At 66.2% G+C, this 14436-nt stretch carries 13 protein-coding genes; 10 read left to right on the forward strand and 3 right to left on the reverse strand.

The window, feature by feature from the left end; all coding sequences use genetic code 11:
* Positions 1–45 precede the first annotated feature (45 nt).
* Positions 46–1422, reverse strand: coding sequence for an argininosuccinate lyase (gene argH / locus M3P36_RS06430; RefSeq protein WP_249702428.1), 1377 nt, complete (start codon positions 1420–1422; stop codon positions 46–48).
* Between argH and M3P36_RS06435 the strand changes: the two genes are divergently transcribed.
* Both M3P36_RS06435 and M3P36_RS06440 read left to right on the forward strand, forming a co-directional pair.
* Entirely contained in the window at positions 1382–2035 is a 654-nt protein-coding gene (locus tag M3P36_RS06435; RefSeq protein ID WP_249702429.1) for a TlpA family protein disulfide reductase, read from the forward strand. The two genes, argH and M3P36_RS06435, sit on opposite strands and share 41 nt — an antisense overlap.
* On the forward strand, positions 2028–2807 hold the full coding sequence (locus tag M3P36_RS06440; RefSeq protein WP_249702430.1) for a peptidase associated/transthyretin-like domain-containing protein: 780 nt from the start codon (positions 2028–2030) through the stop codon (positions 2805–2807). The genes M3P36_RS06435 and M3P36_RS06440 overlap by 8 nt, the downstream gene beginning before the upstream one ends.
* Here the strand turns inward: M3P36_RS06440 and M3P36_RS06445 are convergent.
* Together M3P36_RS06445 and M3P36_RS06450 are read right to left on the reverse strand one after the other, a co-directional pair.
* Positions 2804–4021, reverse strand: a complete 1218-nt coding sequence (locus M3P36_RS06445) for an FAD-dependent oxidoreductase (RefSeq protein ID WP_249702431.1) — start codon at positions 4019–4021, stop codon at positions 2804–2806. The genes M3P36_RS06440 and M3P36_RS06445 overlap by 4 nt on opposite strands.
* 83 nt (positions 4022–4104) lie before the next feature.
* Positions 4105–5037: a LysR family transcriptional regulator gene (locus M3P36_RS06450; protein WP_249702432.1), complete on the reverse strand. Its 933-nt coding sequence runs from the start codon at positions 5035–5037 to the stop codon at positions 4105–4107.
* A 78-nt stretch (positions 5038–5115) separates the two neighbouring features.
* On the opposite strand from M3P36_RS06450, the gene M3P36_RS06455 reads away from it, so the two are divergent.
* The 8 genes from M3P36_RS06455 (at position 5116) to M3P36_RS06490 (ending at position 14421) form a co-directional block, all read left to right on the forward strand.
* Positions 5116–6231: an FAD-dependent oxidoreductase gene (locus M3P36_RS06455; RefSeq protein WP_249702433.1), complete on the forward strand. Its 1116-nt coding sequence runs from the start codon at positions 5116–5118 to the stop codon at positions 6229–6231.
* Positions 6232–6257: 26 nt separating this feature from the next.
* On the forward strand, positions 6258–7160 hold the full coding sequence (locus M3P36_RS06460) for a VOC family protein (RefSeq protein WP_249702434.1): 903 nt from the start codon (positions 6258–6260) through the stop codon (positions 7158–7160).
* Between the two features lie 4 nt (positions 7161–7164).
* Complete coding sequence (locus tag M3P36_RS06465; protein WP_249702435.1) at positions 7165–8322, forward strand: alpha/beta hydrolase family protein; 1158 nt, start codon at positions 7165–7167, stop codon at positions 8320–8322.
* Complete coding sequence (locus tag M3P36_RS06470; RefSeq protein ID WP_249702436.1) at positions 8316–9005, forward strand: glutathione S-transferase family protein; 690 nt, start codon at positions 8316–8318, stop codon at positions 9003–9005. The genes M3P36_RS06465 and M3P36_RS06470 overlap by 7 nt, the downstream gene beginning before the upstream one ends.
* Positions 9002–9565 (forward strand): cupin domain-containing protein, encoded by a 564-nt coding sequence (locus M3P36_RS06475; protein ID WP_249702437.1) that lies wholly within the window; start codon positions 9002–9004, stop codon positions 9563–9565. Before M3P36_RS06470 ends, M3P36_RS06475 begins: the two co-directional genes overlap by 4 nt.
* Complete coding sequence (locus M3P36_RS06480) at positions 9562–10530, forward strand: fumarylacetoacetate hydrolase family protein (protein ID WP_249702438.1); 969 nt, start codon at positions 9562–9564, stop codon at positions 10528–10530. The genes M3P36_RS06475 and M3P36_RS06480 overlap by 4 nt, the downstream gene beginning before the upstream one ends.
* A gap of 334 nt (positions 10531–10864) precedes the next feature.
* Positions 10865–12934: a TonB-dependent receptor gene (locus tag M3P36_RS06485; protein WP_249702439.1), complete on the forward strand. Its 2070-nt coding sequence runs from the start codon at positions 10865–10867 to the stop codon at positions 12932–12934.
* Between the two features lie 17 nt (positions 12935–12951).
* Entirely contained in the window at positions 12952–14421 is a 1470-nt protein-coding gene (locus tag M3P36_RS06490) for a PepSY domain-containing protein (RefSeq protein WP_249702440.1), read from the forward strand.
* The last annotated feature ends 15 nt before the right edge of the window (positions 14422–14436 follow it).

Raw genomic sequence — 14436 nt, forward strand, 5'->3', positions numbered from 1 at the left:
CAGAGAGCGCCAGAGTTGCCAGGCAAAGGATAGCGACGCGGCGCATCATGGTTCCATTCCCAAGGTCTTGCGGGCCCCTGCCACCTGCTTGCGTACCTGTTCCGGCGCAGTCCCGCCATAGCTGTTGCGGGCTGCAACCGAAGCCTCGACCGAAAGCGCGGCGAACACGCGGTCATCGATCCGGCTGTCGATTGCCTGGAGGTCAGCCAGCGGCAACTGGTCGAGCGCCACGCCGCGGCCTTCCGCCAGCTTCACCGCCGCGCCGGTGATGTGGTGCGCCTCGCGGAAGGGAATGTCGGCCTGCCGCACCAGCCAGTCGGCAAGGTCGGTCGCCGTGGCATAGCCCATTTCCGCCGCCTGCCGCATCCGTGAGGTATTGAACGTGCTGTCGGCCACCATGCCGGTCATCGCCGCGATGGACAGGCACAGGAGGTTGGCCGCTTCGAACACCGGCGGCTTGTCATCCTGCATGTCCTTGGAATAGGCCAGCGGCAAGCCTTTCATCGTGACCATCAGCGACACCAGGCAACCGGTGATCCGCCCCGCGTGCCCGCGCACAAGTTCGGCGGCATCGGGGTTCTTCTTCTGCGGCATGATCGAGGAGCCGGTGCTTAGGCTGTCGGCCATGCGGACAAAGCCGAACGGCTGGCTCGCCCAGATCACGAATTCTTCCGCCAGCCGCGACAGGTGCAGGCTGCACTGGGCAGCGGCATTGAGATAATCGAGCGCAAAATCGCGGTCCGATACGGCATCGAGGCTGTTGGCCGTAGGGCGGTCGAAGTCGAGCGCCTGGGCCGTCATCTCGCGGTCGATGGGAAAGCCCGTGCCCGCCAGCGCCGCACTGCCGAGCGGACACTGGTTCAGCCGCTCGCGGGCATCGGCAAAGCGCGACACGTCGCGGCTGACCATCTCGTAATAGGCCATCAGGTGGTGGCCCAGGGTTACCGGCTGGGCGATCTGCAGGTGGGTGAAGCCGGGCATGATGCTGCCATTGTGCTCGCCAGCCTGCGTCACCAGCGCGCGTTGCAGGCCCTGCAGCCCGTCCATCACCTGGTCGATCGCATCGCGCACCCACAGGCGGAAATCAGTCGCCACCTGGTCATTGCGGCTGCGCGCGGTGTGGAGGCGGCCTGCCGCCGGGCCGATCAATTCGGCGAGGCGGCTCTCGGTGGTCATGTGGATGTCTTCGAGCGCCCAGTCTTCGGGCACGCCGTTCGCCTCGTACTCGGCGGCGACCTGGTCCAGCCCGGCCAGGATCGCCTCGGCATCCTCCCCGCTGACGATATCGCAGGCGCCCAGCATGGCGACATGGGCGCGGCTCGCTGCGATGTCCTGTCGCCACAGAGCCTTGTCGAACGGGATGGATGCGTTAATCTCGCGCATGATGGCGGAAGGCCCTTCGGCGAACCGCCCGCCCCACATCGCGTTGGAGGAACTGACCTTGCTCAAGACGACATACCGCTCCGCTATGCTCGCCGTCCTGGTGGCCGGCGCTCTGGCGGGTTGCGATAACGGCGCAGGTGATGAGGCGCAAGGCGGCGATCAAGTCTCTTCGGAAACCGGGGCCGAGGACTTCACCGGCACGATCGACCGCACGTTCGCCGGCGACATGCTGCCCGAAGTCACCCTGATCGATCCAGATGGCACCACCCTGGCCCTGGCCGAAGCGGCCGGCACGCCGATCCTGCTCAACCTCTGGGCCACCTGGTGCGCGCCCTGCGTGGCCGAAATGCCCATGCTGGATGAACTGGCGGCAGAGATGGACGGCCAAGTGCGGGTGCTGACGGTGAGCGAGGACATCAACGGGGCCGAGGCGGTGGTGCCCTTCTTCGAGCGCCATGGCCTCGCCAACTTGCCGCGCTGGATGGATTCCACCAACGACCTGGCCTTCAAGTTCGGCGGCGGGGCATCCCTGCCGCTGACCGTGCTGTATGATGCCGAAGGCAAGGAAGTATGGCGCATGATCGGTGCCTATCACTGGACCAGCGAAGATGCCCGCGTGCTGATCGCCGAAGGGCTGCCGGGCGGTGCCTGACCGCTTCGCCTCGCAATTCGCCGCCGATCTTGACCGGCGCAGGGTGCTGGCGGGCCTCGCTGGCGGCATCGGTGGGCTGGTGCTGGCCGGATGCGGCAGCCGCGCGGGCGCGCAGGCCGTGGCGGCGCAGGAGTGCCCTGTCACCCCGACCGAGATTCGCGGCCCCTTTCCCGCCGATGGGGTGGGCGGACATGACCGCACGATCAACGTGCTGGCGCTGGACGGAGCCGAGCGCGGGGATATCCGGGCGAGCTTCGCCGGAATGGCAGGAGAAGCCGCCGGTGTGCCCCTGGCCATCGAACTCGCGCTGGCCGCCAACCCGCAGGACTGCGCAGCCCTGGCCGGGCACGCGGTTTATCTGTGGCAGTGCGATGCGCGCGGCGACTATTCGCTCTATACCGCCCCGCAAGTGAACTACCTGCGCGGATTGCAGCAGGCGGGCGCTGATGGCGTGGTGCGGTTCACCTCGATAGTGCCCGGCTGCTATGGCGGGCGAGCGCCGCACCTCCATCTCGAAGTGTTCCGCGATGCGGCGGCGGCCGTGGCAGGCGAGGCACCCTTGCTGGTCTCGCAACTCGGCCTGCCGCCGGAACCATGCGACGCAGTCTATGCCGATGCGGCGACCTATGGCGACAGCGCCGCCAACCACGCCCGCTGGCCCGCGACCCGCGACTGGGCCTTCCGCGGGGCCGACCGTGCCCATATGGTGCTGGCGATGGACGGCGACGTCGAACGCGGGTTTACGGCCAGGGCTACCGTGGCGCTGGGCTAAGGCGCCCGCAGCGCCGCGTAGTCCGGCAGGGCAAGGCCGAGCGCTTCCAGCGGCGACCCCGCCAGCCCCGCCACCAGCCGCGCCTTGATCGCTGGCCCGGGGGCAATGCGCGAAGCCGGGGCCAGCAGCAGGTCACGAACCATGGCAGGCCACGCACTGGCGGATTGGTACAACGGCGTGAAGGCGGCGGTGAGCCACTGGTACAGCCGCACATGGTTGCGCCTGAGGGCAATCGCCAGCTCCAGCCGGTGCTGCAACTCCCCCTCGCTCTCCAGCGCCATGGACAGGGCAAAGGCATCGAGCAGCGCCGTGTTGGCCCCCTGCCCCAGTTGCGGGCTGGCCGAGTGCCAGGCATCGCCGATATGGACCAGCCGATCCTCTACCGGCGGGGCAAAGCTGCGGTGGGCATAGCAGGCAAAGACCATCTGTTCGGGGGACTGGAGCTGGTCCAGCACCGCATCGCACTGCGGCCACAGGTCCGTCACCTCGGCTTTGAACTGCGCCAGGCTGTTCGCCTGCCAGGCCGCATGGTCCGCCTGCTGCAGCGACCAGAAGAACGAAAACTCGCGCACCCCGCCCGCCCCGCGCCGCCCGGTGGGCAGCACCCCCGCCATCTTGCCCGCATTTTCATAGCGCTGTTCGAGCAGACTGGCATCGAACGGTCCGTCCTCCGGCCATTCCATCGTGCACCACAGCGCGCCGAACGGCAGGTAACTGTCGCCCGCCGGGGCCAGCGGCGAGCCTACGCCCATGCAATCGACCACCAGTTCGTGCGCGGCGGCCGCGTCGCGGTCGGTGAAGTGGAGCCGGCGGCTATCTGCACCCGCCGTGCTAACGCGGACCTGGTGATCGGTCAGGATGGCGATCCCTGCGGCCATCACGGCGCGGTGCAGCACATCGAACAGGCTGGCGCGGTGGATGCCGATGCCGAACACCCCCGCCATGCCGAGGTCCGCATAGTCGGCCTCCAGCACCGCCACCCCTTCACGGTTCAGCCCGTGGAGCCGCTGGATCGGCGCCCCGCAGGCCAGCGCCTCTGCCGCGAGGCCCATGCGGTCGAGCACTGCCATGCCCGTCGGCTGAAGCATCAGGCCCGACCCTACCGGGCGCGGTGCGGGGAAGCGGTCATAAAGCGTGACATGGTGGCCCTGGCGATGCAGCAGCAATGCCGCCGCGAGCCCGCCGATGCCGCACCCGGCAATCCCGATATCCATCTGCCCCGTTCCTTATCACCCTTCTTCATCCCTAGCAGCCGGCACCGGTGCGGCAAGGACCGGGATCGACGGCCAGCAGGAGCTTACGCGAGTGACTCGACGTGCTCGGCCAGCAAGGCCCAGGTTGCCGCGTGCAGTTGCGATACCAGCCAGCGCAAGCCGGGATCGTCGCGCCGGGCACGGTTGATCTGGACCATCTGCTGCATGTCCGGAAACGGGAACGGCATTTCCTGCCAGGCGATGTCCAGCCGGCTCGCCATCACCCGGGCCAGCAGGCGATGCATCACGGCCAGCCGCTGTGTGCCTACCACAAGGTCCGGCACGCTGGTGAAAGACGATGCGGTGATCTGGATCCTGCGCCCCGGGGCCAGGCTGGCGAGCTGGCTCTCGGCAAATGACGCCCGGTTGGCCTGCCCCACGCGCACTGCCACGTGCTCCGCCCGGGCGAAGGCGTCCAGCGTCAGGGGCTTCTGCACCAGCCGGTTTCCCGACCAGCCCACCACCACGTGCCGTTCGGCAAACAGCAGTTCGGTCGGATGGCCTTCGACACAATGTTCCTGCGGCGTGAGGAGGAGGTCGATCTCCCCACGGTCAAGCTCGCTTTGCGCCTGTTGCGACGGAGCCACGATATCCAGCCGCACCGACGGGGCCACATGCTGCAACCGGATCACCAGCCGGTTGAACAGGACCGCCACGAGATAGTCCGACGCGCAGATCCGGAATGTCCGGTCCGAGCGGGCCGGATCGAAGGCGGTCGAAGCGGCAATCAGCTCGTCGAGCCGGCCGAGCAGGGGCTTCAGCTCTCGCTGCAGGGAGATGGCTTCTGCGGTGGGGATCATCCGCCTGCCCTGCGAGACCAGCAGGGGATTGCCGAAGAACTGGCGCAGCCGCGCAAGCGAAGCGCTCATCGCGGGCTGCGACACGTTCAGCCGCTCCGCCGCGCGCGTCACGCTGCCTTCCTCGACCAGGATGTCGAGCGCAAACAGCAGGTTGAGATCGAGACCCTTGAACCGCATAAGTTATCCGCCATACTTATGGATAATCATCATAACAATCGATTTTAGTTATCCGATAATTTGCGCCATCCTGCCCCCATGCAACAGATGAACATACTCGTGATCGGCGGCGGGATCGGCGGCCTGACCAGCGCGATCGCTCTTGGCAAGGATGGCCACAAGGTCACCGTAATCGAGCGCGATCCGCAGTGGTCGGTCTATGGCGTGGGGATCATCCAGCAGGGCAATGTCCTGCGGGCCATGAACCAGCTTGGACTGCTGGACGATTACCTTGCCGCATCGGTCGGTTTCGATTTCGTGGCGGTCCATGCGCCCAACGGAGCCATGGTCGCCAAGATACCCTCGCCCAAGCTGGTCGATGGCTGCCCGGCCAATGTCGGCATCGGCCGCCGCGCGCTGCAAAAGCTGCTGGCGGACCACACGCTCGCCAGCGGGGCCGAGGTCAGGCTGGGAGTTACGGCCAACAGTTTCGACGATGACGGCCAGGGCGTCACCGTGGCTTTCTCTGATGGCACATCCAGCCGTTATGATATCGTCATCGGGGCCGACGGGGTCCATTCGCAGACGCGCGGGATGCTGTTCCCCGATCTGGACGGCCCGCAATTCACCGGCCAGGCGGTGTGGCGCTATAACATGCCGCGCAGCGAAGGGCTGGATTCGCTGCATGTCTATAACGGACCCACCGGCGCGGGCCTCGTGCCGATCAGCAAAGACCTGATGTACATCTATCTGACCACGCCGGAGCCCGACAACCCGCGGTATCCGACAGAAGGCCTCGCCGCCCGGATGGTCGAGAAGATGGCGGGCTTGGCCGGTGAAGTCGGCGCGCTCGCCCGCCACGTGACCGATGATGAAGCGGTCGTCTATCGCCCGCTGGAAGGTATGATGCTGCGCGGCGACTGGCACAAGGGCCGCGTGGTCATGCTGGGCGATGCGGTCCATGCCACTACCCCGCACCTTGGCCAGGGGGCGGGCATGGCGATCGAGGATTCGATCGTGCTTGCCGAGGAACTGGCCCGTGCGGCCACCCCGGACGAAGCCTTTGCCGCCTATCGCGCTCGCCGGTTCGAACGCTGCGCCTATATCGTGGACCGGTCGCTGGAGATTTGCATGGGGCAACTCGGCAAGGGGCCGCCGGTCGATAATGCCAAGGCCACGGCGGACATGTTCCAGGTCGTTGCCCAATCCATCTGACCCAATCCATCTCAGGAGTATCGGCCATGAGCCGCGTTACGGATATCCGCTATATCGGCTACGGGGTCGAGAATTTCGACGCCGAGGCTGCCTTCTATGCCCAGGACTGGGGGCTGGTCGAAGTCGCCAGCGCGGACGACCTGGCCTGGTTCCGCACCGAGGGCGATGACGAGCACCACGTGGTGCGGCTGCACAAGTCAGATGCCAACCATGTCGAGGTGATCGCGCTCGCCGCCGATGACCGGGCCAGCGTGGAAGCGCTGCACGCCAAGGTGGCAGAGGCCGGCTGCAAGGTGATCCATCCCCCGCGCGATATCGACGGGCCGGGCGGCGGCTACGGCTTCCGCTTCTTCTCGCCCGATGGCCTGCCCTTCGAGATTTCATGCGACGTGGCAAGCGGCCCGTCGCGCGACATTGACCGGTGGGAAGGTATCCCTGTGCGCATCAGCCACATCGTGCTCCATTCGCCCGACCACCAGGCCGCCGTGCGCTTCTTCTGCGATGTGCTTGGCTTCCGGGTCAGCGACTGGCTGGGCGATTTCATGTGCTTCCTGCGCTGCAATTCGGCCCATCACCGGATCGCGATCCTGCCGGGGCCGCCGTGCCTCAACCACGTGGCCTATGACATGACCAATGTGGACGGCATGCTGCGCGGCGTCTCGCGCCTGAAGCAGCGCGATATCGATATCCGCTGGGGTCCGGGACGGCACACGGCGGGCGACAACACCTTCAGCTATTTCGTCACCCCCGGCGGCTTCGCGGTGGAATATACCGCCGAGCTGGAAGAGGTCGATTTCGACACCCACGAAGCGAAGGTCCACAAGCCAGAGCCACGGGTGATGGACCAGTGGGGCATCGGCGTCGGCGGACCGCAGACCATGCCGCACGCCGCGCCCGATCCGCGCCTGTTCCAGCCGGCCGGGGTCTGAGCCGGTGGCCCTGTTCGAATACTTCCCCAACTACATCTGGAACCTGTCGGTCGCCATGGCGCTGGAAAGCGGCGGCAAGATCGGCGAGATCATCGACATGTGCGCGCCGATCCGCGAGGCGGCCGAGCGCGGCGATGCCGGGACCGGCGAATTCATGCAGCAATGGGTAGCCAAGGCTGACACGCTGCTGGACCTCGCCGCCGAGGACGAAGCGCGCGGACGCGGCTTTTCCGCTTCCGCCAAGCTGGAGCGGGCCTCGCTCTACCTGCTGGTGGCCGAACGGATGCAGCAGCAGGGCTCTGCCGGACGAGAGGAAACCTATCGCAAGGCGCGCGAGGCGTTCGACCGTTCGACCAAGCTGGGTTCGCTACCGCGCGAACGGGTGGAAATTCCGCTCGCCACAGGCACGATGCCGGCCCTGTTCACCCCCGGTGCGGGCCAGGGTCCGCGCCCGGTCGTGGTCTATTGCAACGGGCTCGACAGCACCAAGGAGCTGTTGTTCTGGTCACGCCTGCCCGAAGCCCTGGCGCGGCGCGGCATCTCGACCCTCTGCGTGGACCAGCCCGGCACCGGCGAGGCCCTGCGGCTGCAAGGCCTGCCGGTCGATCCGCACTCGGAAAACTGGGCCTCGTGCGCGGTGGACTGGCTGGAAGGCCGCGAAGAAGTGGGCCCGGCGCATATCGGCATGGCCGGCATATCGCTGGGCGGCCACTTTGCCCCGCGCGCCGTGGCCTATGAACCGCGCTTTGCCAGCGGGGCTGTCTGGGGAGCCAACCACAACTGGCGCGAAGTGCAGGACAAGCGCCGCCGCCGAGAGGGCGAAAACCCCGTACCGCATTACTGGGCCCACGTGTTCTGGACCTTCGGTGCGAGCGACATGGAGGATTTCCTCGAAAAGTCCGCCGCCATGAATCTCAACGGTCACATGGACCGGATCAGGGTGCCGTTCCTCGTCACCCATGGGGAAAGCGACCGGCAGATCTCGCTCGACTATGCCCACCAGGCCTATGACCAGCTGGTCAATTCGCCGCGCCGCGAGCTGAAGATATTCACCCCGCGCGAAGGCGGGGTAGAACACGTGGGGGCCGACAACCTGGCCTTCGGGCGCGACTATATCGCTGACTGGTTCGCCGACACGCTGGGCGGGCGCACGCAATGCTGAAGCTGTGGTTTGCGCCCAACACCTGCGCCCGCGTCACCCTGACCGCGCTGGAGGAGATCGGCGAGCCCTTCGAGACCGGCCTGGTCGCCTTCATGGCGGGGGAGCACCGCAAGCCTGCCTATCTGGCGATCAACCCGGCAGGCAAGGTGCCCGCGCTGGAAACGCCCGAAGGCGTGCTGGTGCAGACCGGCGCCATGCTCACCTGGCTGGCCGAGACTTACCCGCAGGCAAGCCTGCTGCCGGATGCGGCCACGGCCTTCGAACGGGCCGCCATTCGCGCCGAGATTTTCCGCTGTTCGTCCGATCTCCACCCGCTGGTCACCCGCTTCGTCATGGCGCCGATGATTTCGGCCGACCCGCAGCACGCCGGGGCCATCCGCGAGAAGGCGCGCGAGACGCTGCTGATGCAACTGGCACCGCTGGATGCGCGGCTTTCGCGCCAGGAGTGGCAGGGGGGCGATCGCTGGTCGGTGCTCGATGCCTATCTGGCGTGGATCTGGTTCCGCATTACCGGCAGCGGCTTCGATGCCGATGCCTTCCCGGCGATTGCCGCGCACCATGATCGCGCCATGGACCGCCCCAGCGCCCAGGCGGCGCTCGCCCGCGAACAGGCGGCAACCGAGGAACTCCAACAGCGCGGACTCGATTTCCGTCCCCCCTTCGATAAAGGTGCCAAAGCATGAGCGAGCAGCCGGTGCGGCGCGTGGTTACCGGGCATGACAATGCCGGCCGCGCGATCATCCAGGAAGATGGCCCCGTGCCGCGCGTCCGCCGTGTAGGCGGCGAGCATGGGCCGCTGTTCTTCGAGGTGTGGAACACGCAGGAAACTCCCGCGCGGATCGACCGCGGCTCGGGCGAGCCGGAGGAGAGCGGCATCACCCTGGCCGCGCCGAAGGGCGGCACGCGCATCCGCGTGCTGGATATCCCGCCCGATGGCGACCGGCTGGACAGCGTCACGCCCGAACAGGCCCAGGCCCATTTCGCCGAAGTGAATGCCGGATCGGCCTCGTCCCACACCGGATCGGGCAGCCGCCATGCCCACATGCACCGCACAGAAACGGTCGATTACGGGATCGTGCTGGAAGGCGAACTGGTGCTGATCATGGATGAAGGCGAAACCACCGTGCGCGCGGGCGATATCGTGATCCAGCGCGGCACCAATCACGGCTGGGCCAACCGCTCCGACCGCAATTGCCGCATCGCCTTCATCCTGATCGACGGGAAGTTCGAGGACGGCCTGTGAAGATGGCCTCGCGCGCCAATGGCACGCCCGATGGCGAGCTGATGGTTGTCTCGGCCGATGGCCTACGCGGCCAGCCTGCCGGGGCGGACTATCCCAGCCTGCGCGAGGCGCTGGAACAGTGGGACAGCGCAGAACCCCGGCTGCGGGCACTGGCGGCACAGGCGGAACAGGCGGAACAGGGTGAGCCGCTCGACCACGCCACCCTGCTCGCACCCCTGCCGCGCACCTGGCAATGGCTCGATGCCTCGGCCTTCCAGACCCATGCCGACCTGATGCAGGTCGCTTTCGGGCACGATCCGATCGAACACGACAAGCCGCTGATGTACCAGGGCATGTCGCACACGTTCCTTGCCCCCCACCAGTCGGTCCCCTTCGTGTCGGAAGACGGCGGCATCGATTTCGAGGGTGAGTTCGCTGTCGTGACCGACCATGTGCCGATGGGCACCCCGGCTGACCGGACGCTGGGCCATGTGAAGCTGGTCCTGCTGCTCAACGACTGGTCGCTGCGCTCGCTCGCCGTGCCGGAAATGAAGACCGGCTTCGGCTGGGTCCAGGCCAAGCCCGCCTGTTCGGCCGCGCCCCTTGCCGTGACGCCCGATGCGCTGGGCGATGACTGGCAGGACGGGCGCGTCTGCCTCGACCTGCTCGTGGACTGGAACGGCCAGCGGTTTGGCGCGGCCAACGGGCGCGAAATGGCCTTCGGGTTCCATGACCTGATCGCCCACGCGGCGGCCACGCGCGACCTTGCTCCCGGCACGATCATCGGGTCCGGGACCGTGGCCAATGCCGCCTATGCGCAAGTGGGTTCAAGCTGCATCTCCGAACGCCGCGCGATCGAGATCATCGCCGATGGCCGCCCCGCCACCGCCTTCATGCGGTTCGGCGACCGCGTGCGGATGGAAGCGCTTGACGCTGCCGGACAGAGCATTTTCGGGGCCATGGACCAAGCGGTCGCGCGCGCCTGACACACTACATCAACACCCCGCGCCCCTTTCAGGAGAGAAGAACATGAGAAGCCCGGTGGGCCTGGCAGGGATCGCCGGGGGGATATGGCGTAGCAAAGGTCGAGGGAAAATCGCGTTGAAACGGTCCGTGTAACGTTACGCCAGGAACGATTACCGTAAATAACCTGTCGCCGCAGGCTCGGCATCAGCATCGATTGCCGCTCAGCCGGGGGACCATCGAGAACGCCTCCGGGAACGAGAACCTGAAAGGCGACGATCTGTGAAGCGGAACACCTTGTGCCGGGCATGCGGCATATCCCTGTTGGCACTGGCGGCGGCTCTGCCGACACCTATCGTGGCCCAGGAAACCACCGATACCGATGACAGCATCCTGGTGACGGCACAGCGGGAGCAGGTGCTGACATCCGAAGCCCCGACCGGGAGCCGCCTTGGTCTCAGCATCCTGGAAACGCCTGCCACGGTGAACGTAGTGAGCGGTGACGACATCCGCGCCCGCGGTGACATGTCGATCATCGATGCCGCCACCCGCGCCCCGGGGATCACCAACGATGCCAATCCGGGCAATGCCGGTCTGTCGTTCGCGATGCGCGGGTTCAGCGGGCAGTCCTCTGTCATGCAGCTTTATGACGGGGTCCGCCTGTTCCCCAACAACGGCTCGATCTCGTTTCCTACCGACCCGTGGAACGTCGAGCGGATCGAAGTCCTGAGCGGCCCGGCCTCGGTGCTGTTCGGCCAGGGCGCACTGGGCGGCGTGGTCAATGTAATCCCGCGCAGCCCCAATGCCGAGCGCTATGATGGTGACGCGGAAATCGGCTTCGGATCGCAGGACAGCTTCCACATTGCCGCCGGTGCCGGCGGGCCGATCAGCCAGGCGCTCGCCTTCCGGGCCGATGCCAGCTACCGCCAGTCGGACGGCTATGTCGATCGCGGCGACAGCGACAACCTGTCACTCTCGGGCGCGCTCAGGTTCGCCCCCACCTCGAATTTTACGCTGACGCTGCGCAACGATTTCGGCAGTGTGAACCCGATGCAGTATTTCGGCACGCCGCTGATCGATGGCGAGCTGGATACTTCCATCCGGCGCGAGAACTACAACGTGAGCGACGCCACGATGCGCTTCCGCGACAACCGCCTGGCGCTGACTGCCAACTGGGAGGTGAGTGACAATGTGTCGATCAACAACACCGCCTACTGGCTGGCCAGCAACCGCAAGTGGCGCAACCTGGAAACCTATGCCGACAACGGCAATGGCACGATCTACCGGGCCGACAACTACGGCATCATTCACGATGTAGACCAGTACGGCAACCAGGGCTACCTCACGCTGCGCAGCGACCTTGGCGGCTCGATGCGCAACGATCTTGTCGTCGGCATGGACGTAAGCCGCGTCACGCTGAACTATTCGCACCAGTTCGCCTCTGTTTATCAAGAGGATGTGGTGCCGATCACCGGCTTCGATCCGGGCCTGTTCCTCGATACCGTGGGCCTGCTGCCGCGCTATCACACCCGCACCACCACCTGGGCGATCTATGTCGAGGACCGGCTGGCGCTGAGCGAGCAGTTCTCGATTGTCGGCGGCTTGCGGCACGAGGAGAACAAGACCGGGCGCTGGAACTGGGTCTATACCGATGGCGTGATCACCGGCGATGCCCCGGCGCTGAACGGGGGCAACGATGCGTTCAAAAACCTGAACAGTACCACCTGGCGCGTCGGCGCGGTGTACCAGCCGTCGGAAAACCTGTCGTTCTATGGCCAGTATGCCACGGCGGTCGATCCGCTCGGCAGCCTCACGACCTTTGCCACCTCGGCCCAGCAATACCAGCTGACCTATGCCGACGGTTACCAGTACGAAGCGGGTGTGAAGGGCCTGTTCATGAATGGCAATGGCAGCTTCACCCTGGCCGCCTATCGGCTGGTGAAGCAGAACCTGTTTAGCCAGACCGTAGTCGGCGGGGCGATCGAACAGGTCGGCCAGCGGTCGTCGCAGGGGATCGAGGCGACGCTCGACCTGGCGCTTCCCGCAGGTTTCGGCCTATCGGCAAATGGCACCGTGCTCGATGCGAATTTCGATGATTTCACCGGATTCGAGGACAACACCCCTCCCGGCGTACCCCAGACAGCAGCCAATGTGGAACTGCGCTGGAGCGACAGCAGGCGCCTCTCCACCCGCGCCAACCTGCGCTATGTGGGTCATCGCTTCACCGATAACGCCAACGCCTTCCGTGTGCCTGCCTATACGGTGGTGGACCTTGGCGCGAGCTATGCGGTCACGTCTAACCTGGCGCTGGATCTGCGGCTCTACAATCTTTTCGACAAGGACTACGCCACGGCCACCTATGGCAACGAACAGTGGATCCTGGGCCGGCCGCGATCGTTCGACGTGTCGCTGCGCGCGAGCTTCTGACGGGCGACGCGCGGGTGATGTGGCATACGGTCAAGCGCTGGCTCTACCTGACCCATCGGTGGATCGGCATTGCGACCTGCCTGCTGTTCGTGCTGTGGTTCGTCTCGGGGCTGGTCATGCTCTACGTCCCATACCCTGCGCTCGATGCGGAGGAACGGCTGGCGGGGCTTTCGCCGATCACTTGGGAACAGGTTGACCACCAGCCCGAGGCCGAGCCCGGTCTGCGTGAGGTAGCGCTGGAAATGCGGGGAGACCGGCCGGTCTGGCGGGTCTCCCCGTGGAATGGCGGATCCTACTCCGTATGGGCCGATAGCGGCGAATTTGCCGGGACGGCTGGCAGGACCGAAGCCGAGGCCATCGCTGCGACTTTCGGCAAGGCTCCGGTCGAGGAGATGCGCCCGATCCGCTCGGACCAGTGGACCGTCGGAAGCGGCTACGATCGCTACCGGCCACTATGGAAGGCAGAACTGGCAGGCGAAGGTGGTCGGGTGCTCTATGTATCGTCCACCACCGGCGAAGTGGTGCTCGACACTGCTCGCACCGAGCGGTTCTGGAACTGGCTCGGCTCGATCCCGCACTGGCTCTATCCGCGCGCCTTGCGTGAGGATCAGCCGCTGTGGCGGCAGGTGGTGATGTGGGTCTCTGGTCCATGCATCCTGGGTGCGATCACCGGCGTGTGGATCGGGCTGATGCGTATCCGCCCCGGTCGCCAACGGTTCAAGGGCGGAAGAATGACACCCTACCGCGGGTGGATGAAGTGGCATCATGTGTCGGGCCTCGTCGGCTCGGCCTTCCTCATCCTGTGGATCTTCTCGGGCTGGCTGTCGGTCGATCCGTTCCGGCTGTTCGCCAGCGAGGGGATCGGCGCCGAGGCTCGGCAGAATTACGCGGGCGACGCCCCGCTCCCCTCGCCCGATACTGGCCTGCTGGCGCAAATGGGCGACGGCGCACACCGGGTGGCCCTGCGCAGTGCAGCCGGTCATCCCTATCTGCGACTGCAACAACCGGGGTCGCCCGATACCCTGCTGGAAGCCGATACCTTCCTGCCACATCATCCCGAATTCGAGCGCATCCGTCAGTCTGCCGCGGGCCTGGTGCCAGGCCCCTCGATTGCCGCAGTCGAGACGCTGACAAAGCCCGATGCTTACTGGTATGCGGTTCGCGGCACGGTGCCCCTGCCGGTTCTTAGGGTGAAGTTCGCCGACGAGGCCGCAACATGGGTCCATATCGACCCGGCCAGCGGCGACCTGCTGAGCGAAGCCGATGCCCGCCGACGCACCTATCGCTGGCTGTTCGACCTGTTCCACCGGTGGGACCTGAACCTGCTGATCGGAACCCCGCCGGCCCGTGACCTGTTGATCTGGCTGATGTCGCTGGCCGGCCTGATCAGTTCCGCCACTGCAGTGGTCGTGGGCTGGCGCAGGCTGCGAAGGTCGGGTCGGCCGAATCGCTCGGTGCAGTCAGGTTTGATTGTCCCGTCCCGTTGAAGTTCACACGATACA

The organism is Altererythrobacter sp. KTW20L, from assembly GCF_023501975.1.
GTDB lineage: Bacteria > Pseudomonadota > Alphaproteobacteria > Sphingomonadales > Sphingomonadaceae > Alteraurantiacibacter.